Annotated in this window: 21 protein-coding genes, 1 pseudogene and 1 other annotated feature; of the genes and pseudogenes, 17 read left to right on the top strand and 5 right to left on the bottom strand. The window is 48.5% G+C overall.

The features are described 5' to 3' along the window. Nucleotide 1: 1 nt before the first annotated feature. From HPY28_RS08700 to ileS, 11 genes are all read left to right on the top strand, one after another. Nucleotides 2–862, top strand: coding sequence for a TIGR02452 family protein (locus HPY28_RS08700; RefSeq protein WP_174230411.1), 861 nt, complete (start codon nt 2–4; stop codon nt 860–862). Further along, nucleotides 859–1,572, top strand: coding sequence for a nicotinamide riboside transporter PnuC (pnuC, locus tag HPY28_RS08705; protein ID WP_069845741.1), 714 nt, complete (start codon nt 859–861; stop codon nt 1,570–1,572). Before HPY28_RS08700 ends, pnuC begins: the two co-directional genes overlap by 4 nt. Continuing rightward, complete coding sequence (gene nadR, locus HPY28_RS08710; RefSeq protein WP_174225690.1) at nt 1,560–2,618, top strand: multifunctional transcriptional regulator/nicotinamide-nucleotide adenylyltransferase/ribosylnicotinamide kinase NadR; 1,059 nt, start codon at nt 1,560–1,562, stop codon at nt 2,616–2,618. Before pnuC ends, nadR begins: the two co-directional genes overlap by 13 nt. 41 nt (nt 2,619–2,659) lie before the next feature. Next, entirely contained in the window at nt 2,660–3,247 is a 588-nt protein-coding gene (locus HPY28_RS08715) for a DUF1802 family protein (RefSeq protein WP_173624153.1), read from the top strand. Nucleotides 3,248–3,279: 32 nt separating this feature from the next. Then, nucleotides 3,280–4,260 carry a quinone oxidoreductase family protein gene (locus HPY28_RS08720; RefSeq protein WP_174230412.1) on the top strand — a complete coding sequence of 327 codons (981 nt, stop codon included), beginning with the start codon at nt 3,280–3,282 and terminating at the stop codon, nt 4,258–4,260. A 72-nt stretch (nt 4,261–4,332) separates the two neighbouring features. Then, nucleotides 4,333–4,713 (top strand): GNAT family N-acetyltransferase, encoded by a 381-nt coding sequence (locus tag HPY28_RS08725; RefSeq protein ID WP_371813449.1) that lies wholly within the window; start codon nt 4,333–4,335, stop codon nt 4,711–4,713. 205 nt (nt 4,714–4,918) lie between these two features. Continuing rightward, nucleotides 4,919–5,356 (top strand): RrF2 family transcriptional regulator, encoded by a 438-nt coding sequence (locus tag HPY28_RS08730; protein WP_174230413.1) that lies wholly within the window; start codon nt 4,919–4,921, stop codon nt 5,354–5,356. A gap of 62 nt (nt 5,357–5,418) precedes the next feature. Continuing rightward, complete coding sequence (locus tag HPY28_RS08735) at nt 5,419–5,808, top strand: IDEAL domain-containing protein (protein ID WP_069845729.1); 390 nt, start codon at nt 5,419–5,421, stop codon at nt 5,806–5,808. Nucleotides 5,809–5,837: 29 nt separating this feature from the next. Further along, on the top strand, nt 5,838–6,401 hold the full coding sequence (locus HPY28_RS08740) for a thioredoxin family protein (RefSeq protein WP_174225692.1): 564 nt from the start codon (nt 5,838–5,840) through the stop codon (nt 6,399–6,401). A gap of 31 nt (nt 6,402–6,432) precedes the next feature. Beyond that, nucleotides 6,433–7,638, top strand: coding sequence for an MFS transporter (locus HPY28_RS08745; protein ID WP_017250940.1), 1,206 nt, complete (start codon nt 6,433–6,435; stop codon nt 7,636–7,638). A gap of 55 nt (nt 7,639–7,693) precedes the next feature. Continuing rightward, nucleotides 7,694–7,952, top strand: a binding site (T-box leader). 69 nt (nt 7,953–8,021) lie between these two features. After that, a complete protein-coding gene (gene ileS / locus HPY28_RS08750) occupies nt 8,022–11,102 on the top strand; it encodes an isoleucine--tRNA ligase (protein ID WP_174230590.1) in 3,081 nt (1,026 codons plus the stop codon). Between the two features lie 118 nt (nt 11,103–11,220). Here the strand turns inward: ileS and HPY28_RS31040 are convergent, their stop codons facing one another. From HPY28_RS31040 to HPY28_RS08760, 3 genes and pseudogenes are all read right to left on the bottom strand, one after another. Further along, the gene (locus tag HPY28_RS31040; RefSeq protein ID WP_483296516.1) at nt 11,221–11,352 is read right to left on the bottom strand and encodes an immunity protein Imm33 domain-containing protein; all 132 of its coding nucleotides are present in this window, start codon (nt 11,350–11,352) and stop codon (nt 11,221–11,223) included. Beyond that, nucleotides 11,316–12,596, bottom strand: a complete 1,281-nt coding sequence (locus HPY28_RS08755) for an MFS transporter (protein ID WP_174230414.1) — start codon at nt 12,594–12,596, stop codon at nt 11,316–11,318. The genes HPY28_RS31040 and HPY28_RS08755 overlap by 37 nt, the downstream gene beginning before the upstream one ends. A gap of 116 nt (nt 12,597–12,712) precedes the next feature. Then, a pseudogene (locus tag HPY28_RS08760) lies at nt 12,713–12,871 on the bottom strand (VOC family protein); the annotation flags it as partial. An 88-nt stretch (nt 12,872–12,959) separates the two neighbouring features. Between HPY28_RS08760 and HPY28_RS08765 the strand changes: the two are divergent. The 4 genes from HPY28_RS08765 to HPY28_RS08780 all read left to right on the top strand — a co-directional run bounded on the left by HPY28_RS08765 (nt 12,960) and on the right by HPY28_RS08780 (nt 19,034). Next, a complete protein-coding gene (locus HPY28_RS08765) occupies nt 12,960–13,529 on the top strand; it encodes a TetR/AcrR family transcriptional regulator (protein ID WP_017250950.1) in 570 nt (189 codons plus the stop codon). A gap of 94 nt (nt 13,530–13,623) precedes the next feature. Continuing rightward, nucleotides 13,624–14,880: an efflux RND transporter periplasmic adaptor subunit gene (locus HPY28_RS08770; protein ID WP_174230415.1), complete on the top strand. Its 1,257-nt coding sequence runs from the start codon at nt 13,624–13,626 to the stop codon at nt 14,878–14,880. Next, nucleotides 14,877–17,975, top strand: coding sequence for an efflux RND transporter permease subunit (locus HPY28_RS08775; RefSeq protein ID WP_174230416.1), 3,099 nt, complete (start codon nt 14,877–14,879; stop codon nt 17,973–17,975). Before HPY28_RS08770 ends, HPY28_RS08775 begins: the two co-directional genes overlap by 4 nt. Nucleotides 17,976–18,059: 84 nt before the next feature. After that, nucleotides 18,060–19,034 (top strand): Gfo/Idh/MocA family protein, encoded by a 975-nt coding sequence (locus HPY28_RS08780; RefSeq protein WP_174230591.1) that lies wholly within the window; start codon nt 18,060–18,062, stop codon nt 19,032–19,034. A 77-nt stretch (nt 19,035–19,111) separates the two neighbouring features. On the opposite strand, the gene HPY28_RS08785 is transcribed toward HPY28_RS08780, so the two are convergent. Further along, entirely contained in the window at nt 19,112–19,702 is a 591-nt protein-coding gene (locus HPY28_RS08785; RefSeq protein ID WP_069845715.1) for a TetR/AcrR family transcriptional regulator, read from the bottom strand. Between the two features lie 150 nt (nt 19,703–19,852). On the opposite strand from HPY28_RS08785, the gene HPY28_RS08790 reads away from it, so the two are divergent. Beyond that, nucleotides 19,853–20,491 (top strand): DUF2306 domain-containing protein, encoded by a 639-nt coding sequence (locus HPY28_RS08790; RefSeq protein WP_174230417.1) that lies wholly within the window; start codon nt 19,853–19,855, stop codon nt 20,489–20,491. A gap of 93 nt (nt 20,492–20,584) precedes the next feature. Here the strand turns inward: HPY28_RS08790 and HPY28_RS08795 are convergent, their stop codons facing one another. Beyond that, nucleotides 20,585–21,478: a LysR family transcriptional regulator gene (locus HPY28_RS08795; RefSeq protein ID WP_007716122.1), complete on the bottom strand. Its 894-nt coding sequence runs from the start codon at nt 21,476–21,478 to the stop codon at nt 20,585–20,587. Between the two features lie 196 nt (nt 21,479–21,674). Between HPY28_RS08795 and HPY28_RS08800 the strand changes: the two genes are divergently transcribed. After that, nucleotides 21,675–22,610 (top strand): dipeptidase, encoded by a 936-nt coding sequence (locus tag HPY28_RS08800; protein ID WP_174230418.1) that lies wholly within the window; start codon nt 21,675–21,677, stop codon nt 22,608–22,610. Nucleotides 22,611–22,625: the final 15 nt, after the last annotated feature.

A 22,625-nucleotide genomic window follows, 5' to 3' on the forward strand; every position in this document is an offset into this window, starting at 1 on the left:
AATGAATCAGGGACACAATCGAAGCGTGCGCGTGCGAATCGCGCAAGAGACGCTGCAAATCATAGAGCAGGGCTATTACCTGAACAAAGCGGGAGAAAAGAAGAGCATTACGGAGGATCTAGCAGCTGCAATCAGCAAGTCGGTGCTGTATCGTCCAAATGATTTGGAAGCAGACACAGTGCAACTGCCATCGCATCAAACAACGGCTGCACAGCTGCGCGCCAAAGTCGAGGTTACCTCGGAATCCAGCCTGGATGCAGCCAAGCGCCTCGTCGTTCACGAGAAACGAGCAGATGCCGTATGCTTGAATTTTGCTTCCGCCAAAAATCCGGGCGGAGGATTCCTCGGGGGAAGCCAAGCGCAGGAAGAGAGCTTGGCGCGTTCCTCCGGGCTGTATCCTTGCATCGTGCAAATGCAGGAAATGTACACCTATCATCGCCAATTGAAAACCTGCTTTTATTCCGACTACATGATTTATTCACCGCTGGTCCCTGTGCTCCGCGACCAAAGCGACCAGCTTTTGCATGATCCATACCTCTTGTCTTTTGTTACGGCGCCTGCTGTGAATGCGGGGGTTGTTCGTGAGCGAGAGCCTGAAAATATCGCGAAGATTGGCCCTGTCATGAAGGAGCGCATCCGGAAAATTTTGCGGGCAGCAGCCATTCACAACCACCGGACGATCATTTTGGGAGCGTATGGCTGCGGAGTATTCCGCAACAAAGCGGAGGACGTAGCAGATTACTTTGCGACTGTTTTGATTGAGAAGCAGTATGCACAGCTTTTTGACCACATCGTTTTTGCCGTCTATGACAATTCTGCGCGCCAGGAAAACCTGCGAGCGTTCAAGGAGAGATTCGCATGAATGCGAAAAGCACCGGCTTTTTAGCAGACTGGAATTGGTTTGAAAAAATATGGCTCATCTCGTTTACACTCGTTACCCTCTACTTGTATTTCGCGCTGGATGATACATTAATCGGCTTGATCGCGTCTTTGACAGGGATGCTAAGTGTCGTGCTCGTCGCCAAAGGAAAGACGTGGAGTTACTACCCGGGTATCATCAATGTGGTTTTGTACGCATTCGTGGCGTATGGGCAAAAGTACTATGGTGAAGTAATGCTGAATCTTCTCTATTTTTTGCCGATGCAATTCATAGGTCTCTATCTGTGGCGCAAAAACCGCGTGTCCGAAGTCAAACAAAATGACGTCAAGATTACGATTTTGTCCAACCGAGCACGCATCTGGTGGACGATCTTGAGCATCATCGCAACGATTGTCTACGGGTTTGTATTGAAGCAAATGGGCGGGGCCTTGCCTTTTGTCGATTCCTTGACGGCTGTTCTCTCCGTCATCGCGATGCTCTTTATGGTGAAGCGTTTGGTCGAGCAGTGGGTGGTCTGGATCATCATTGATTTGTTCACGATCTACATGTGGCTGGTAGCGTTTTTGAAGGACGGAAGTGATATCTCGATGCTGGTTATGTGGTCCGCTTATTTGGTAAATGCCATCTACGGCTTAATGAACTGGGTGAGACAGTACCGCAAGCAAAGGGAGGAGCAGACATGGGGGGCGTAGGCTTCATTGGCGGCAAATTTTTGCCACTGCATCAGGGACATGTATACGCGATTACACAGGCGGCCTGCCGCTGCGACGAACTGTACGTCGTTCTCTCGCATAGCTCGATTCGCGACCGAAAGCTGTGTGAGGAGGCAGGAATCAAGCCAATTCCCTATGAAGTGCGCTTGAGATGGCTGTCCACGCTGGTCAAGGACATGGAAAATGTCCGAGTGCTTGCAGTCGAGGATTGTGCGGATAGCGATGAGAACTACGAATGGGAGGCGGGAGCAGCGGACATCAAGCGCAAGATCGGGAAAAAAATCGATCTGGTCTTCAGCTCCGAGTCCGCCTACGATCCGATATTTCGCCGTTTATACCCGGAGGCATCGCACATCATTCTCGATGAATCACGCAGCCAAGTGCCGATCTCCGCTACCCAAATTCGCAACGAAGGTGTCTACACCCATTGGCAGCACATTCCTGCTGTTGTTCAGCCCTATTTCGTCAAAAAGGTAGTGGTGGTAGGAACAGAGAGCTGCGGGAAATCGACCTTGGCCCGTTATCTAGCGAAAATCTACAACACCGTGTTTGTCGAGGAATATGGACGCACAATCTGCGAAGAGGTCGGGGGCTGCGATACGATTTTGACACCGGAGTATTTTCCGCATATCGCGTACGGTCACAAAATGAAAGAGTACGAAGCGCGCCAGAAAGCCAACAAGCTCTTGTTCATCGATACCGAAGCGATTGTCACCCAGTTTTACTCCGAACTGTACACCGGGCAAACCTTCCCTGTTCTCGACCAGATTGCCAAAGAGCAAGCGTACGATTTGTGGCTGTTCATGGAGCCAGATGTCGCGTGGGTAGATGATGGACTGCGTGTGCACGGAGAGGAGCAAGTGCGCCTGCACAATCATGAAAAGCTGCGCCAGATGCTGGATGAGCGGGGAATTACGTACGTGACACTGCGAGGAAATTATGCCGAGAGACTGCAAGGAGCTATGCAGCATGTCGATCAACTGTTGAAGACGACTTCTCAACGAGCTGGAATTGGGCTAGACTAAAGTCATCAAACGATTCTGACAGTAGAAGGGAGCACTGCTGCATGCAGTCGTTCGTACAGCCGCTATCCCCCCTTAGCTTGAAGGAATGGGCAGTCGCCGTCAAAGCACTTGGAGAAGGTGAGCAGATCATCACGATCCGCAAGGGTGGATTATACGAAGAAACACGAGAATTCCGCTTGGAAAACAATCAATTTTATTTGTATCCGACCTATGAGCACCAGAAGCGCGACATGGTAAAGGCAGACTACCAACACCTTTTGGACGCGACCCTTGAAGGCTGGACAATGGATAAGAAGACGGTGACGATCGAATATTTTGCCGAAGTAACCGACGATGTAGAGTTGATGGACGAAGCCAAACTGCGTGCGCTATCGCCCTTCCATATCTGGACGGATAATTTTGCAGATGTGCGTTTGCATTGGAAGAAAAAACAGCCGTTGCACATTTTGTTCGTGCGGATGTATCGATTAGAGCAGCCGATAGAAATCCCGATTGACGTTGCTTATCAAGGCTGCAAATCTTGGCATGATCTATTGGTGGACATTCCGCGAGCTGCGTTTACGCCTGTGCTTTCCGACGAGGAGTTCGCAGCGAAAAAAGCTGCGATCATGACCATTCTGCAAAACTAACATTCCATTATGATCTTGCCTGGAGGGTTCTTATGAAAGCGATCTTGGTAACGGAATTAGGCGGGCCGGAAACGATGAAGTATACGGAAGTCGAGATGCCGACCATGTCACCTACACAGGTCCTGATCCGCGTCGAGATGACCAGTGTCAATTTTGCCGATATCAAATCCAGATATGGAAAAAAGGGAGCAGCCAAGCTACCGTTTATTCCGGGACTCGATGCGACTGGCGTGATCGAACAGGTAGGGGCAGAGGTGCAAAGTCTGAAGGTGGGACAACGAGTCATCGCATTTCCGGCCAAAGGATCTTACGCTGAGTATATTGTGGCGGATGAGAGCTTGACCTTTGTCCTGCCAGATCACATCAGCACGGAAACAGCAGCCGCTTGCCCAGTCGTGTCATTTACTTCGTATCAGCTGCTTGCGAAGGTTGCACGCATTGCCAAAGGGGAAACCGTACTGATTCACGCTGCGGCAGGCGGAATCGGGACGACGGCGATTCAATTAGCCAAGCTGCTTGGAGCAGGACGTGTCATCGGCACAGTTGGTAATGAAGCAAAGGCGGAACTTGCCTTGTCAGCCGGTGCCGACCATGTGATTTGCAATGATCGCGAAGATTTTGTGGAAAAGGTACGTGAGCTGACAGATGGTGCGGGAGCCGATGTCATTTTGGACTCGATTTCCGGAACGGTGAGCGAGCGTAGTCTCGAGTGTCTCGCATGGTACGGTCGACTCGTCCATTTCGGCAATGCCAGCGGCGAAATCGGTCAGATCAAGACCATCGACCTGCATGCCAGCTGCCGCTCTGTATTAGGCTTCAGCTTTGGTACGACACGTAAGCTGCGTCCAAACTTGTTGCAGGATACAGCGAAGCAAGTCTTGGAGTATTTGGCGAATGGCCAGCTCGACATCAAGATCGGTAAGCATTTTGCATTGGAATACGCAGCGAGCGCCCATGCGTGGGTCGAGAGCAGGGCGAGCACGGGAAAAGTACTGCTGGATGCGCGCTCGTAATGATGTAGAGCCCTTGCTGACTCACAAGCAGGGGCTTTCTCTTTATCATTTTTGAGAGGTGAATGCTATGCAGTGAAGGGTGAAGATGGTGCAATCAACGGATTTATTTCCTATGTACTCGAAGATCAGGAATGTGAAATCATTTCCTTAGACAGCGTGATCGAAAACAAAGGAATCGGGACCGCCCTTCTCAATCGAGTAGAGCAGACCGCCAAAGAAAAAGGCTGCCACCTCATGAAGCTCGTCACCACCAACGATAACCTGCACGCCATGGGCTTTTATCAAAAAAGAGGCTATCAGCTTCACGAGCTGTACATCAATGCCGTGGACAAGGCCCGCCAAAGCAAACCAGAAATCCCCCTCATCGCAGACAACGGCATCCCCATCCGCGATGAAATCCTTTTTATTAAAAATCTCTTTCAAAAAAGAACCACAGAAGCAATAGCTGTCTGAAAAGCGCAGGTACATGTTTGGAAGGAGACCGCCCGAACGAAGTGAGGAAAAAGGCGACTGGAAAACATGTGCCTGCGCTTCCCCCCGACCACCGCAGATTAAAAACCTCTCGGTTTTAAAAAAAGTTTGCCCCCACACAATTGTTGACATTCGTAACTGTACGAATTATTATTACAGTACTCTTCGCAAGGAGGCCGTCTGTGACGTGAATAGTGAATTTACCATAGCTGTTCACAGCTTGGCTTTGTTGGCTCATATCCCAGAGCATATGGCAAGCAGTGAGCTCATCGCAAAAAATGTATGTACGAATCCTGCCAGAATTCGCAAAATCATGAGCATTCTGCGTAAGAACGGGTTTGTGAAGACCAAAGAGGGAATTGGCGGCGGTTATATACTCGCATGCGACCCGAATGAGGTCACCTTGGCCGAGATTTATTGCTCGATCTCGAACGGTACGCTTAAGCCGCACTGGTGTTCGGGAGATCCGCAAGAAGCGTGTCAGATTTCTGCGAATATGCACGGAGTCATGGATCAGATTTTTACCGAAGCAGAGATGTACTTCACGAAGTATTTGGAACAAATCACGATCCAGACCGTATTAGATAAGGTCCGTCAAGGATGTCAGGAGAGTTCGCAACAGTAACGTTACAAATTTTTAACATGGAAACTGTAATTATTTCCGTTACAATTAGGAGGTGCACGGGAATGAATCGAGATGAGTTATTGGAAGTCGGAGAATGGGTATTAGGCAAAACCAAATTCGGCGAGTTAGTACAAGGCTTCGTCGAAACAGATGATTCATTGCGAGGTACCGCGAAAGTTTATGTGGTTCAATGCGACAACGAAGAGACGATCGGCAAGCAGGTGGTGATTCCAAGACAGTGGATGGAACGCATTCCAGTAGGTTCTTTTGATGATGAAGAACACATGCATGATTTGATCGACCTCGCCCTCGCAACCAAAGATAGAGAGTGGTTTATAGACCTGACTGCCAAGGCAAGCAACATGAAACAGACGTCAGGGAAAGAAGCCCGCCAAACAAGAAGCTCTTCCATTCGCAATCGCTTGGGAACTTCTGCTATTTGGGAGCAATAATTTTTCACTATACAGGAGGAGTACGGAGTATGTCTAACGTGAATCAGAACAGTTGGTTTGAAAAAGGAATGAGCTTTGCTGCGTACAAAGAAAGCATGAACGTCAACAAAGAAGAGCTGTCTCGCGTATACGATCAGCTCACATTTACAGACGAGGATCTGGCGTTCTTTGGTGATCTCTCCCAACGCAATTGGAAAGGGATCGTGCTGACCGCAGACTGGTGTGGGGATGCTTCCTTGTGCGTTCCTGTCATTCAGCGAATTGCCGAGGAAAGCAACATCGAATTGCGCTTTCTCATCCGCGACGAAAATCTGGAGTTGATGGATCAATACCTGACCAATGGCACAGCACGTGCGATCCCGATCTTTATCTTCCTCGACCAGGATGGCTACGAGGCAAGAGTTTGGGGCCCGCGCTCTCCAGAAGTGCAGGAAATGATTACGACTGCCCGTGCAGGATTGCCGGCTACAGACGCTCCAGATTTTGAGGAAAAGCAAAAGGAGTTGTACCGCAACTTCAAGCAAAAGATATCTACAGACCCTGCCATTTGGCGCACGGTGATTGAGAGTGTGAAAGCGAAACTGCAAGGCTAAAGAGAAAAATCTATAGGATAGGAATGGATAAATGAATATGAGTAAACAAGAGAATAGTCAGCGACCGATTCTCTTCCTAATGATCAACATGTTTATCGCCATGCTGGGAATTGGCTTGATTATTCCAATTTTGCCCGAATTTCTTAAAGAGTTCGGCGCGGGCGGGGAGACAGCCGGATACTTGGTGGCGGCCTTTGGTGTGACCCAATTTCTGTTTTCTCCGATTGCGGGGGAATGGTCAGATAAGTACGGTCGAAAAATCATGATTGTATCGGGACTCGTCCTGTTTACGATCTCCAATCTGGTCTTTGCCTTAGCTGAACAGACTTGGGTGCTCTACCTTTCTCGTCTGATCGGCGGAATCGGGGCAGCAGCGATGATTCCGTCCATGCTGGCGTATGTAGCAGACATCACGACAGAGGATAAACGTGGAAAAGGACTGGGGATGCTCGGAGCTGCCATGTCGCTCGGATTTGTTATCGGGCCTGGTATTGGCGGGTTTTTGGCGGAGCTTGGCTTGCGTATGCCGTTCTACATTTCTGCGGCAGTTGGTGCGGTAGCCACACTTGGTTCCATCTTTTTCTTGTCAGAATCACTTCCGAAGGAAAAGCAGCTCGCGGCACGAAAAGGCAAAGAGAAGCAGGAAAACATCTTCGTACAACTCGGCAAATCGTTTCAATCGTCGTACTTCATTATGCTAGTGCTGATCTTTACGATGACATTTGGCTTGGCGAACTTCGAAGTTATCTTCCCGCTGTTCGTCGATGCGAAGTTCGCTTATACTCCGCGTGATATTTCCATCATTATCACAGTGGGAGCACTTGCTGGTACGATTGTGCAGGGAGCGCTAATCGGCAAGCTCATTACTCGTTTTGGCGAGAAGAAGCTCATTAACGTGACGTTCTTCTTGTCTGCTGTATCGATGGTGCTGATGCTGTTGTCTGGTAACTTCTGGTATATGCTGATTATGACAGTTATCTTCTTTACCCTGACGTCGATTATGCGTCCGGCAATCAACACGCTGATTTCCAAGCGAGCAGGGGATGAACAAGGCTTCGTAGCAGGGATGAACAATGCTTATATGAGTCTGGGGAATATTTTCGGCCCAGCAGTGGCAGGTACGCTGTACGGAGTTCATTTGAACGCACCGTATTTGTTCGGCGCGATTATCCTGATTCTCAGCTTGTTCTTGTCGCAGGTGGAAAGCCGTCGCAGCGTGAAGCGCGTCGTGGCCTAACCCTTGACATTTTTTTGAAACCAGTGTAAAAAGTAAGGTAATAAACAAAACACCAACAAATTCATTGACGAGAAAGAGTAAGCTAATCCCCTTGTTCCCCAGAGAGTTGGCCCTAGCGCTGAAAGCCAACGTTCAAGACTTAGCCGAAAATCCTCTCCGAGAAGGAAAGCTGAAGCATTTGGAGTAAGCTGACCCGGAATCCCACCGTTACAAGGGACGCGTATGATGGTACGTAGTAGAGGTGCCGGAAAATCATGATTACATGAGCTTTTCGGAACAAGGGTGGTATCGCGAGATCAAATCTCGTCCCTTAGGGGGCGGGATTTTTTTGCGTTCTATGAACCTACACTTCTACGCAAACTACAGAAGAAGGAGTGTACATGATGAGGAAAGTAGACGTAAAAGAAAAAGCAAGGACACGAGAGTTACGCGTTTTGGATCAGTGGAGGAAAGACGATACATTCCGCAAGTCGATGGACAATCGGCTAGGTAAGCCTAATTTCGTTTTTTATGAAGGGCCTCCAACCGCTAACGGACAGCCGCATATCGGTCATGTGCTCGGACGGGTCATCAAGGATTTTATCGGACGCTACAAAACGATGTCTGGCTACCGCGTTGTCCGCAAAGCAGGCTGGGATACACACGGTCTTCCGGTAGAGCTCGGGGTGGAGAAGCGACTCGGCATTTCCGGCAAGCAGGAGATCGAAAACTACGGAGTGGCCAAGTTCATCGAGGAGTGCAAAAATAGCGTATTCGAGTACGAAAAACAATGGCGCGAGCTGACGGAAGGGATCGCTTATTGGACAGATATGGAGCATCCATATGTGACGTTGACCAACGACTACATCGAAAGCGTCTGGCACATCCTTTCAGAAATTCATAAAAAAGAACTGCTGTACAAAGGACATCGTGTCAGTCCGTATTGCCCGGATTGCCAGACGACGCTCAGCTCCCATGAAGTGGCGCAAGGCTATGAAGACGTGAAGGACTTGAGTGCGACGGTCAAATTCAAAAGCAAGACGAGCGATGACATCTTTCTCGCGTGGACGACGACACCATGGACACTTCCAGCAAACGTGGCTTTGGCTGTTAACAAAGAGCTCGATTACGTGCGGGTCAAGTACAAGGATGAAGTGTACGTCGTAGCAAAAAATCTGGCGGAGAAAGTGTTCAAGGAAGGCTACGAGGTTTTGTCCACGCACAAAGGTGCAGAATTCGTAGGGACCCAGTATGAGCCGCCTTTTGGCTATCTAAAGGTAAACCATGGGCATATTGTCGTCGATGCGGATTATGTCAGTGATACGAGCGGAACTGGGATCGTGCATACGGCACCAGCGCACGGGGAGGATGATTATCGCACGACCCGTCAGCATGGACTTGATTTCGTGAACGTCGTGAATTTGGCTGGCCGCTATACCGATCAAATCTCGGATTTCGCGGGTCGCTTCGTTAAGGACTGCGACGTCGATATCGTAAAAGACTTGTCGCATCGCGGTCTACTGTTTTCCAAGGAGCGCTACGAGCATAGCTATCCGTTTTGCTGGCGCTGCAAATCACCGCTGCTCTACTACGCGATGGAGAGCTGGTTCATCAAAACGACAGCGATTAAGGATCAGCTGATCGAAAACAATAGCAAGATCGAGTGGTATCCGGGCCACTTGCGCGAAGGGCGCTTTGGGAAATTCCTCGAAGAGCTTGTAGACTGGAATATCAGCCGTAATCGGTATTGGGGGACGCCGCTCAATCTATGGCTTTGTCAGGATTGTGGCTGCGAATATGCACCAGGCAGTGTAAAAGAGTTGCGTGAGAAATCTGTGGCACCACTCGAAGAGAATCTGGAGCTGCATAAGCCGTTTGTGGATGAGGTGAAGCTGCGCTGCTCCTGCGGCGGTACGATGGAGCGAACTCCTGAGGTCATTGATGTGTGGTTTGACAGTGGTTCGATGCCGTTTGCTCAGTACCATCATCCATTCGGCGACGAAAAGGTATTCCAGGAGCAATACCCTGCCGACATCATTTCGGAAGGAATCGATCAGACGCGGGGCTGGTTCTTCAGCTTGTTGGCGGTTTCTACTCTGTATAACGGAAAAGCGCCTTACAAGGCAGTCATCTCTACCGGCCACGTTTTGGATGAACACGGCCAGAAGATGTCCAAAAGTAAAGGAAACGGAATCGATCCGTGGGAGGTTATCGAAGAATTCGGAGCAGATGCGTTCCGCTGGGCGCTTTTGTCTGACAGTGCGCCGTGGAGCAGCAAGCGGTTCTCCAAGCGGATTGTCGCCGAGGCGAAGTACAAAGTGATCGATACGATCCATAACACGCATGCTTTTTATTCGTTATACGCCTTGATCGATTCGTTCAAACCAGAAGAGCATCTGCCGCAAGCGCCTGTAAACGAATTGGATCGTTGGATACTTTCCCGCTTGAATACCACCGTGCAGCACGTAGTCAAAGGTCTGGAAACTTACGATTTCATGAATCCGGCGGGGCATATCGAAGCATTCGTCGACGAGCTGAGCAACTGGTACATCCGTCGTTCGCGGGATCGTTTCTGGAGTAGTGGGGTGACACCTGACAAAGTGTCTGCTTACCAGACGCTGCGGGAAGTGTTGCTGACGCTGGCGAAGATGATCGCACCATACGCGCCGCTGATCGCTGAAGATATGTATGGCAATCTGGGCGGAGAAGGCAGTGTTCATTTGACTGACTATCCGGTGGTGAACACAGAAGCAATCGACGAAACTCTTGAGCGGGACATGGAAACGGCTCGACACATTGTGGAGCTGGCGCGGAATGTCCGCAACGAAACTGGACTCAAAACCAGACAGCCTCTGGCCGAGCTGATCGTATCGATGGAGCAGCCATTTAATCTCGAGCGTTTTGCTGGTATTATCCAAGACGAGATCAATGTCAAAAACATTCGAGTGGAGCAAAGCGACAGCAGCTTCGTGACGTATCATTTCAAGCTCAACCTGAAGGTAGCTGGGAAAAAATACGGCAAGCTCGTTGGGCCAATCCAAGGGTATTTAAAGGAATTGAACGATGCCGATGCAGAGAAAGCAGTGGACAATGGCTACTTGGATGTGGAGGTCGCAGGGGAGAGCGTGCGGCTTACGCTAGATGAGCTGCTCGTGGAAAAGCAAGGGAAGCAAGGCTTTGCTTCTGCATCTGGCTATCAGCTCCACGTGGCCTTGAATACGACACTCACAGAAGAGCTTGAGCAGGAAGGCTTGGTTCGTGAAGTCATCCGTGTCATTCAGGATGCACGCAAAAAGCTGGATTTGCCCATCGATAAACGCGTCCAGCTCACACTGGATGTGGACGATGAGCTACGAGCCGCATTGGAGCGTTTTGATCATGTTTTGCGTGAGAGTGTACTCGTTTCGGGCGTGTCTTTTGCGAAAATAGCAGATAGGGAGACCGTTTCGTTCGGAGACAAAACATTTGGTTTGTACATTGGGTAACGAAGCGGTTAGATAAACAACAGCTAGGGAACATGGTTGGTACACCGGTTCCCTAGCTGTTTTCTTCAGTCATGTAAGATCTCTTGGTCAAACCTAACGTTTTCATAATCGTCCGCAACTAAAATTCTCCAGCCCAAATATACCAACGAGTAGTGTCATGCTCCGGATGGATGCGAAGACCATTAAGAGGTAAAACACCCTCTCTTACATTCCTTAGCTTTCTATAGACACATCTTTTTCCAATGTTAATTCATGAAATGATTTCACACGTAGTTGTAAAAATGGGGTGAACAATAATGTACAAGCAGAAGCTAACAATCCAATGCCACCCGCAAATAAAGCGAACCGTAACCCCATTGCCCCCGCTATCATCCCTCCAATTAACGAACCAAGCGGTAAAGAACCCCACGAGATAAATCGAAATGTAGCATTCACGCGACCTTGCAAGGCATCGGGTACAATTACTTGACGTAAACTGATGGTACTAATGCTAAACATGGAGACACCCATTCCGAAAAGAAGCTGTCCGAGCATCATAATCAACGCAATACTTAATTCTGATCCTACTGCTAATGGAGCAAGCAAACCGCCACTTGCTGCGATCGTAGCGGAACCCACAATTGTTGGACCTACTCCAAAACGACGTACAGCCCTTTGGGCAAGCAGAGAGCCAAATAGGTACCCTACTCCTAGCGTTCCATAAATGATGCCAAGAATGCTCGCACTGATTTTGAGTTCTTGCGATGCATATAGAACATAAATACTAAAAATAACATTCCAGGAAAGGTTAAAGACTGTTGAGCAGCGCACCACTCCCCACAGCAACGGTTTTGTGTAAACCGTATGCAGCCCTTCTTTCATTTCCAGCCACATGTTTTTTTGTTTTTTCGCATCTGTCACGACTGTCTCCAACTTGCGAATCCGGGCTATGTACACAGCGGATATAAAAAAGGATACCGACGTGAACAATATTGCAAAAGGAGCGGTGATTAACTGTTCCAGTCCACCTGATAAACCCGGCCCAGCAATTTGTGCGGTAGATTTACTTGTCTCTAGTTTGCTATTCCCATCAACAAGCTGCTCCTTGTTCACAATGGAAGGCAAAAAGGATGTATAGGCAACATCAAAAAAGACAGTACAGATACCTACTATGAAGGCTACCAAATATAGAACGGTCATATTCAGGAATCCAGTTAAGGCTGTCAGCGGCACAATGAGCAGTAATACACCCCTGAAAAAGTTAGCGGCGACAAGAATTGGTCGCCGGGGAAATCTGTCTATCCATACACCAGCGAGCAAACCGAAAATGATAAATGGCGCATACTCGGCAAAACCAAGCAACCCCATTTGCATGGGACTGGCCCCTAAATAGAGAGCTGCCACTAATGGCATTCCTAATAAGGCAACCTGAGTCCCAAACTGTGATGCAGTTTGCCCAATCCAGAGCCTGCGAAAATCTGTGTTAGTTAACAATCCTTCCACCTTGCTACTCATGTTCGTTCCCCCATTTTTCGTCACAACTAATTGCCATTTTTAGTATAGGGGAACTTACGTTTCAAGATCTTGCGTTTTCATTATCGCAAATGTTGAATGATTGATGATTCATTTCGTTATTTCTCCCAAAGCTCGACCAGTCGACCTTCAGGATCTTCAATCCAAATAAACTTTCCAAATTCACTACTCTCTTTTTTCTTTGCAAGAGGTACACCAATTTGCTCAAGATGCTTAATAGTCTCGTCTAGATTATGTACTTGGAAATTTAACATCATGCACACGGGCCATTTGACACTCCAGTAAAATATATACTATAATTCCTACCAGAATGAAAATTCATTCCGCACGAAAGGAGTCATGACCTTGTCTGAAACCAAGCGCGAAATAATCTTGGAAGCAGCGCTCGTTCTGTTTGTAGAGCGCGGTTTTGATGGAACGACCGTCCCGATGATTTCCGAAAAAGCAGGAGTCGGTGCCGGTACCATCTATCGTTATTTTGAAAACAAAGAAGCGCTCGTTAATACGTTGTTCCAAGAAAGTGTGGGGGAGTTTCTTGAGACACTCCAAGATGGCTATCCTCGTACAAGTGACGACTTACGTGAGCAATTTCGGCATATTGCGAAGCAGACAATTCGTTACTCGAAAAAGAATTTGAACGCCTTGTTGTTTCTGGATTCCCACACAAATGGTCACTACCTGGACGAAGCCAGCCGAGCTGCATACATGAAGCTGCGCACATTTTTATTCGAGTTCATTGAACAGGGGCAAAAAAAGAAGGTCATTCGTCCGTTGCCAGCGGATGCATTGATTGCAATTGTCGACGGTGCATACATCGCATTGAACAAGTGCATCATGGCTGGCGAAATCGAAGAAACCCCCGAATTGCTTGCAGGCGTAGAGGAAGCTTGTTGGGATGCGATCAGAATTCATTAATTCTGATCCTTCTTTTGAACAAAACGGAATGAATGTTCATTCCGAATATCTTTATCACAGAAAAAGAGAAGAAACGTATAGGAGTGAGTCGCTTATGGATAAGTCGATCAGAAAAAGTATGGGGCTTCTGGTGCTGGTCTCCCTTGCAGTAATGACGACGTCTTGCACGAACAATCACGATATGACCTCGTCTGCTGGGAGTATAGCCCAAGCTGAGGCCAAATTCGTAGAAGCGCATCCGATCCAGCTGAAAAGCTTTCAATCGACTAGTGAACTGTCGGGGACACTTGCGCCCATGGAAGAAACGACGGTTTCGTTTGAAGTAGCTGGTGAAATCAAGTCGTTGCCGTACAAGGAAGGAGACACAGTCAAAAAAGGAGATGTGCTGGCCCGTCTCCATTCTACTGACTACTCCCTCCAGCTCGCATTAGCAAACGCCAATGTGCATGGCGCAAACGCACAGCTTTCAAAAGTAAAAAATGGTGCGCGCGAACAAGAGGTCCAGCAAGCAAAAGTAGCGGTCGAAGCGAAGAAAATCTCACGGGATCAAGCACAGAAAGATTATCAGCGCATGGAACAGCTCTATAAAAACGGGGCGATTTCCGAAACCGAATTTGAAAGTGCCAAGCATGCGTTTGAACTAGCCGAAAAAGATTACGCCCAGGTGCAAGAGACCTATTCATTGGTGAAAGCAGGCCCTCGTACGGAGGATATCAGTGCCACAAACGCCAGCTACCAGGGAGCCATGGTGACCCGAGATCAGGCAGCAGCTACTTTGGCAAAAACCGAGGTGAAAGCACCTATTCAGGGAACTGTGCTGGCAAAATTGGCTGATGTAGGGCAGTTGGCAAATCCAGGTGCTCCTGTCTACCGAATCGGCAATATCCATCAGCTGAAAACAATCTTGCCTGTACCTGACAAGGACATCTCATCGTGGAAGGTAGGAGATGAAGTCGAGATTCGCTTGTACGAGGAGAAACGAAAAGGAAAGGTAACCAATATATATCCGGCCACGAACGAACAGACGGGCACGATTAGCGTAGAAGTAGTCATCGATAACACCAAGAAAGACTGGTTTGCGGGGCAAGTTGTCACTGCAAAACGAACCCTGTCGCAAAAGAAAGGGATTTTTGTCCCTGCGGAGGCAGTTTTTAGCCGAGGCTCGGAACCCTATGTCTTTTTGCTAACGGATGGAAAAGCAACCAAGACGACTGTCACGATTGGTCAGTATGTGGACAATCATTTTGAAGTTACTTCTGGCTTGCAGGCAGGAAGTATGTTGATTACGAAAGGTGCTGATCGCTTGCTTAACGGGGACTCTGTTACCGTAAAAGGAGGCAATCAGCCATGATCGAGTTTTTCATCCAGAAGCGCAAAATCACCCTCGTTTTCTTTACGATGCTCGTGCTGATCGGTTTGTCCATTACGGTTTCACTGCCGCAACAGGAGCAGCCAGACATCATTGTCAGCATGGCGACCATCACCACCGTGTATCCGGGAGCGACTCCGGAGAAGGTGGAGCAGACGGTCACGAAGAAGCTGGAAGAAAAAATCAACGAAGTACATGGCATTAAATCGATTAGCTCCGAGTCCCGTTCGGGCGTCTCGATTATCCATGTGAAAACCGAGAATGACGTTGTGCCGAAAAAGGTGTTTGAAGATGTACGGAAAAAAGTGAAGGATGCGGAGGCCGACTTAACGGATGAAGCAGAACAGCCTATCATCAATGATGACTTGAGTCGTACGTTCATCCAAACATTTCAAGTCACAACCGATTCTTTTGAAGAGGTTCTCCAATTACGCGATACACTGGATCTGTGGAAGGATCAGCTACGAACCGTTCCGGGCGTTTCCGATGTCACGATTCAAGGATTGCCAGAGCAAGAGGTGAAAATAGCTGTCGATGCCAAAAAGCTGCAACAGTACGGCATTTCCTGGGCGCAAGTAATGAATGCTGTGCAAACCAAAAATGAAACAACGCCGCTCGGTGATGTCAACATGGATACGCGGAAATACCAGCTCACATTACCTGTCAGCACCGATGTGGGGACCTTTGAAAAGGTAGTCGTAACACGTACACAGGAGGGGATGCCCGTCTATTTGAAGGATATTGCCACCATTTCCGACAGTACCAAACGGGTGGAGTACCGGACGTACTATAACGGGAAGCCTGCTGCGACGATTAGCATCAATGCCGAGCTGGGAAGCGACGTTCCAAAGGTACATAAAGCAGTCAATGAGAAGCTCGCGGCGCTGGAAAAGAGTCTACCGTCATGGGCGAACAGAGAACCCGTGTTTGCGCAGGTGGATCAAATTGACAGTGTTTTTACTGAATTGTACGTGGAGATGATCATTGCCATCGTAGCGGTTCTTTTCATTTGTATGCTAGGTTTGAATTTGACGACATCCTTGATGGTCGCATTGGCAATTCCAATCTCGCTGGCCGCAGGGATGGTGATCCTGCCGTTCTTTGGCATTACGCTCAATCAGATGACCGTATTCGGGCTCATCATTGTTCTTGGTATTTTGGTTGACGACGCAGTCGTAGTGAATGACAACATTGAGCGAAGGCTATCTGTATTGGGAGAGGACCCGTATACCGCTGCTGTAGCAGGGACGAAGGAGGTTGCGGTCTCCATCATTACGGCTACCCTGGCTACTATCTCAGCGTTTGGACCGATCATGTTTCTCCCAGGTGATGCAGGCCAGTTTATTTTTCCGGTACCACTTATTATCATCTTTACGATGGGGGCCTCGATGTTCATGTCCCTCACCATTATTCCGATTTACCGGGAATGGAACGAGCGAAGGAACAAGAAGCGGAGCAAAACAGAGACAGACTATCGGAAGCCAGCTGGCTTGCTGGGCAAACAAATCGATACACTGACGAATTGGTATGGCGATCGTGTTCTGAAAGTGATGTTAAAAAAGCCGCTGAAAACAGGAATGAGCGGGGTACTGATTGCTACTGCGGCCTATGGACTCGTTATGTTCGTCCCAGTACAGCTCTTTCCGGATGCTGACAGGCCACAGATGGTTGTGAATATAACGACGCCAGTTGGCGGTAATTTACAGGAAACGGATCGGATTGTTCTTGGTGTTTCCGAATGGATTTCGCAGCAGGCGCATATTCAAAAAGTCTCGTCTTTTGTAGGGGGCAACGCACCACAGATGCTGCCCTCTGCGCCGCCAGTTGGAACCGGAGAAAATGTCGCGCAATTGATCGTCACATTTGACCATAACAAAATGGATGCGCGAAAAGTGCTTGCGCCGTGGTCCGAGCAGTTTAAGATGATGTATCCAGAAGCGAATATCATTCCTTACAGTGCGAAGGATGGTATGTATACGGGAAGTCCGGTAGGGATTCGGGTGTACGGGGATGATTTGCAGGAGCTATACACGATTTCTGAGCAAATCAAGAAGCTCATCATGGAGATCGAGGGAACTTACAACACCAACGATACGCTGGGAAATGAACAGTATTCCCTCCAGTTCCAAGTGAATCAGGGGAAGATGGATAAGGAGCTGATCAATGAAGCGGATTTGACCAGAACATTGCGATTGATCAGCCAAGGCATTCCAATGGGGCAATTTGACAATGGGAAAAACTTGGTCGATATTACGCTGATAGCCGATCAGTCGGGAATGACGACAGAGCAAGTCTTCGCTCAACTCACGGTTCCGAATGCGCGTGGGCAGCTCATTCCGGTTTCACAAATAGCCGAAATGAAGCCGGACTTATCGATGCAGAGTATTCCTCGTTACAATATGTCCCGCAGTGTCACCATCACGAGTGATGTCCGAGATCGGACGGCCGCTGATGTGATGAGCGAAGTGACAGCGAAAATGAAGCAGCTGGAACTGCCGGACGGGTATGCTTGGAATGTGACAGGTGAAACAGAAGAGGAATCGGAAGTATTGCTCGATTTGGGAGTGCTTGCGGTTATTGCGGTCTTCCTTATCTTTTTGCTGATCGTCGTGCAGTTTAATTCCTTGTCTATTCCTGTTTTGGTGATGAGTACGGTATACCTCGCGATCGCGGGCAGCTTGATCGGACTATTCATCACATCGACACCGATTGGATTCATGACGGTGGCGGGCTTTATCGCATTGGCAGGCATCGTCGTCCGAAACGGGATTGTCTTAATCGAATTCATCGAGGAGGCGAGGCATGAAGGCGTCGCTCTGCACGATGCGGTGATTGGAGCAGGGAAAGCCCGTTTGCGGCCGATTTTACTTACGACCTTCGCCGCAGTAGCAGGTTTGTCACCGATGGCGATTAAGGGGAGTGTGTTGTTTCAGCCGCTCGCCATTACAATCATTTCTGGCTTGCTGTTCTCGATGCTGCTCACGCTGATCGTCGTTCCTTCTCTCTATACAGTTGTAGCCATCCAAAAAGAGAAGAAGCGGGTAAAAAAGGAAGCGCAGAATCAGCTGTCAATCTAAGCTATTCAGGAGGAATGTTCAGACAAATGGAGAAAGGGGTAGAGGCACGAAGACGAACATTCACCAGGAAGCGAGGAAATGCAGATGGACCAAGTGAAATGGAACGTTGGGGTTATTGGCGCAGGCGTCATGGGCGAGCGCATGATGAACGCGATCCGTACCCACGAAAAATTTCGAGTAGCCGCAGTGAGTGATGTATCTGCGGAAAGAGCACAGGAAGCCGCGCAAAAGTCCGGCGATGTGCCTTGGTACACAGATTATAAGGAATTATTGAAAAAAGTAGAGCTGGACGTCATCTATTTGGCTGTCCCTCCCAAATTCCATCACGCCATTGCGCTTGATGTACTGGCGCACAAAAAGCATTTGCTCTGCGAAAAGCCATTGGCCAATTCGTTGACAGAAGCGCAAGAAATGCTGGAAGCAGCAAATGACGCAGGGGTTGTCCATGCGATGAACTTCCCGCTCTACTATCAAGGCGTTTTTCCTGAGCTCTCCCGCAGACTCGAAGAAATCGGAGAGATCCGCCGCATCGATATCCTGACACATTTTCACCAGTGGCCGCGTCCATGGCAGCAAACACCTTGGCTGGCTGGTCGCGAGCAAGGCGGTTTCATCCGTGAAGTGCTACCGCATTTCACTCACCTGACTTACGAGCTCTTCGGAGACCTGCATGTAGTCCGCTCAGAGGTAGATTATCCAGCAGATCATGACCTATGCGAGACAGGTGTATCGGCCTTCCTGCGTCTGACAGATGGTACTCCGGTTACGATCAATGGCTTAGCCGGTATCGCACATGAGGAGCATTTGGATTATCGTGTGTACGGGTCAAAAGGGACATTGAGTGTCGTGAACTGGAGCAATCTGTTTGTGGGTGGACACGGCGAAACGCTCGTTCCGGCTGAAGTTTCACAGCAAGACCGTCTCTCCCTGCTGTTGGATGAGCTGTCCATTGCGATTAACGGTGGAGATGCCCGACTGGTTACGTTTGAGACAGGCGTGAAAGTACAGCAAGTGCTGGAAGCATTGCTCGGACATGAAAAAGTACACTACATCAAATAGAATTTAGCAGGAAAAGTCCACGAAAAAAGAGCAGGTAGGCAGGGGTATCACATCCTAGCGACTGCTCTTTTCTTTTGTTAGGGCTTGTATGTTTGTAAAAGCTGCTCAATATGCTTGATGGCAAAATGGACATGCTTGTTATCGTGTGTGAGTCTGCTTGCCATTATAGCCCCTTCAATCGAAGAGAAGATAACCGAAGCGACGGCTTCTGCGTCCATTGCGGAACGAAATTCTCCCTCGGCGATTCCTTCTTCCAGCAAGCCCTGCATGAACGATATGGTCTCTTGGTAAGCGGCGAGGGCATACTCGCGAAGTACAGGGAACGAGTGGTCACTTTCTACGGCTGTGTTGAGAAGCGGGCAGCCACCTTGGAGCGGGGGATTGTTTACCGCATCAGAATATACCTTTGCCATGGCTACGAGTTTTGCAGTGGCCGTGTCCTGTTTTTCCAGTGCAGCTGCAAAATGCGCATGTAACACTTCACCCGCATATTTGAAGGCCTCTATAGCGATTTCATCTTTACTGGCAAAACCCCGGTAGAGTGCGCCTTTGGTAAGTCCCGTTGCATCCATGATGTCTTGCATGGAGGTTCCTGTATAACCGTTTTGATTAAACAGCTCTGCTGACTTCTGGATAATATGCAGCTTTGTTTTTTCGCCTTTGCGCATCGCGATAGTCCTTTCATTCGGCCAACACGGTCTATATTCGTCCAAGTTATTGTAACATTTCTCGCATGTACGAAAGAAGGCAATCATGTAAAATCAAAAAGAGACCGAACGGTTCGGTCTCAAAAATCGAACAAAGGGTTGTGTGGCAGGATGAACCGAATCAAACCATATTCGATTGTCATTTTCGTCGCTTGTATGGCGATCACGTATGCACTCGTGCAAAACTTTATCATCGATCCAGAAGCGAAAGGCTTCCTCAGTCACAAATCTGTTTACAACAAAGAGCGAATGAACACATCGATCTGGCTTACGGTCATGTATGTCCATTTGTTTTTCGCCCTGATTGCTCTGGTCTGTGGAGTGGCTAACTTTTCGGACAAGCTGCTCGCAGAGAACCGCAAGCTACATAAAGTAACAGGCTATGTCTATCTTTTTAGTGTGTTGGTTGTGGTAGTCACATCCGGATATATGGCCCCTTATGTAACGGGCGGAAAAGTGGCGAGTTGGCCCTTCCATTTATTGAACATTATCTGGCCGGCTATCACCATTACGGCGCTCGTCAAAATTAAAAAGCGTCAAGTCATGAAGCATAAGGAGTGGATGGTCAGGAGCTTCGTCTTCTTGTTCACCAACATGCTGATTCATCTATTAAAGCTGATCTTTGAAAAGGTGGTAGGTTTGCCGTATGAGATCAGCTACACAATCGGCGTCTATGTCGCCATGATTGGGCTTGTCTTGACGGCAGAGATGATCATTCGTACGAAACTGCGCGCACCGAAAAAAGCATGAGTGAGACTCAGCGTTTCCTAAAAAGCTTCGCATCAACCAGTTTCATTGGTTCAGATGTGAAGCTTTTTTAGGAGGTAAGCCCATGGTTCTTTCCTACTGCTGCAAAGCCTTGCTCTGCATCAAAAAATCGATAAACGTACGCATAATCCCGTGAACAGGTGTATCCTTGAGGTAAATCAGCTCGAAGTTCCGGTTGATTTGCGGCAGATTCAGGACGTCTACTTCCTGCAGCTCACCTTCGCTTAAATCTTTGGAGATGGCAAAGCGAGGCAAAAAGGCGATGCCCAGCCGTTGTTTGACCATCCGCTTCACGACCTCGATGTTGTCAGCCTCCATGACGACATTGTTTTGTAGCTGAAAATGGCTGAACGCATTGTTGATCAGCTTCCAGTCGAGCGAACCCCGATTGAACAAGATCAGTCGTTCACGTGCGACTTCTTCAATGGAAACCTGATGGCGGAATCCAAACGGATGATCGGGATAAATCGCTAAGACCATGTCATCCGGCATCAGCTGAATCCGGTTAATCTGTGGATGGGTAACGGCACGAGCAATTCCGAATGACACCTCGTGGTTCAGAACCATATCGAGCACCTGATGGGAATGCCCGGTAAGGATCGTCAGTTTGATTTTAGGGTACAACTGCTGGAATTGCTGGACGAGGTCAGGCAAAATGTAAAAGGCGGAGACAAAAACGGTGGAGATGGTCAATTCTCCCTCTACATCGCCTTGCGATCGCTGAATCGCTTGCTGTCCCTCTTGCAGCATATGCATGATGTTTTTCGCATAAGGAAGGAACAGATCGCCTTCTTTTGTAAGAGAAATGGTATGACCCGTACGCTGAAACAGCTTGCAGCCCATAGTCGTCTCGAGTGCTTTGATCCGCATGCTGACCGTGGGCTGTGACAAATAGAGCAAATCAGCTGTTTTGCTGAAGCTCCCGGTCAGGGCGACAAAGATGAATGCTTCAATTTGCTCCATATTCATGAGTAGTGGCTCCGTTGTGTGAATTTTTAAACTTTCCGCAAAAAGGCGGTCGCTCCTCCTCGAATAAGCCTCGATAATGTTTTCTTAAGTGACTTATAGCAATAATTTATTGGATTCGCTCTCCAAAATACATTACCTTAACATTAACAGAATAGGTAGTGTTCTCAAAGGAAATTAGCACAAGGGATGGATACAAATGGCCAAAATGCCGATTATCGATTTGCACTGTGATGCACTGCTGAAAATTTGGGAGAAAAATGGGGCTTTGTCCTTTGCGGATGCGGACGAGCTGGATGTCAACAGGAAACGGCTACACGATGGCGGGGTAAAGCTACAGTGCTATGCCATCTGGACATCCCCTGAATTGTCCACGGAGCAACGTTTTCAAAAAGCTTTGGATCAAATTCATTACTTTTATACAGAAGTTCTCGGGAAACATCCAGAAATGAAACAAATCCGTGATTGGAGCGATCTCGACCTTTTGCAAGAGGGAGAGATCGGGGCGTTGCTGACATTGGAGGGTGTTGAGCCAATCGGCAACGATTTGAAGAAGCTGCACATTTTGTATCAGTTGGGGGTACGCTCTGTGGGCCTCACCTGGAACTTCGCGAATCTTGCTGCGGATGGTGCGCTGGAACCGAGGAATGCCGGATTGACGACCTTTGGTAAGGAAATCATTCAGTTCCACAATGAGCATAAAATGTTGACGGACGTCTCGCATCTAGGAGAGGGCAGCTTCTGGGATACGATTGAACTCGCTACATACCCGATCGCGAGTCATTCAAATGCACGAGCGATTTGCGACCATCCACGCAATCTGACGGATGAACAGGCAAAAGCGTTATTTGCCAAAGGAGCGAATGTACATGTCGTTTACTGCACCCAGTTTATCAATGAAACGACACCAACCACGATAGATGATCTGATCAAGCACATCGATCATTTTTGTTCACTCGGTGGCGTGCGACATATTGGGCTCGGCTCTGACTTCGACGGCATTACCGCGAAGGTCGTGGGCTTGGAGCATGCAGGGCAGAGCCAAAACCTGATCAACGAGCTGCTCAAGCATTATAAGGAAGAAGAAGTGCGCGGGTTTGCCTATGAGAACTTTCTGCGCAATCGTCCCGTGTAAGCGTTCGGCACAGCC

Source organism: Brevibacillus sp. HB1.2 (assembly GCF_013332495.1).
Lineage (GTDB): Bacteria > Bacillota > Bacilli > Brevibacillales > Brevibacillaceae > Brevibacillus > Brevibacillus porteri.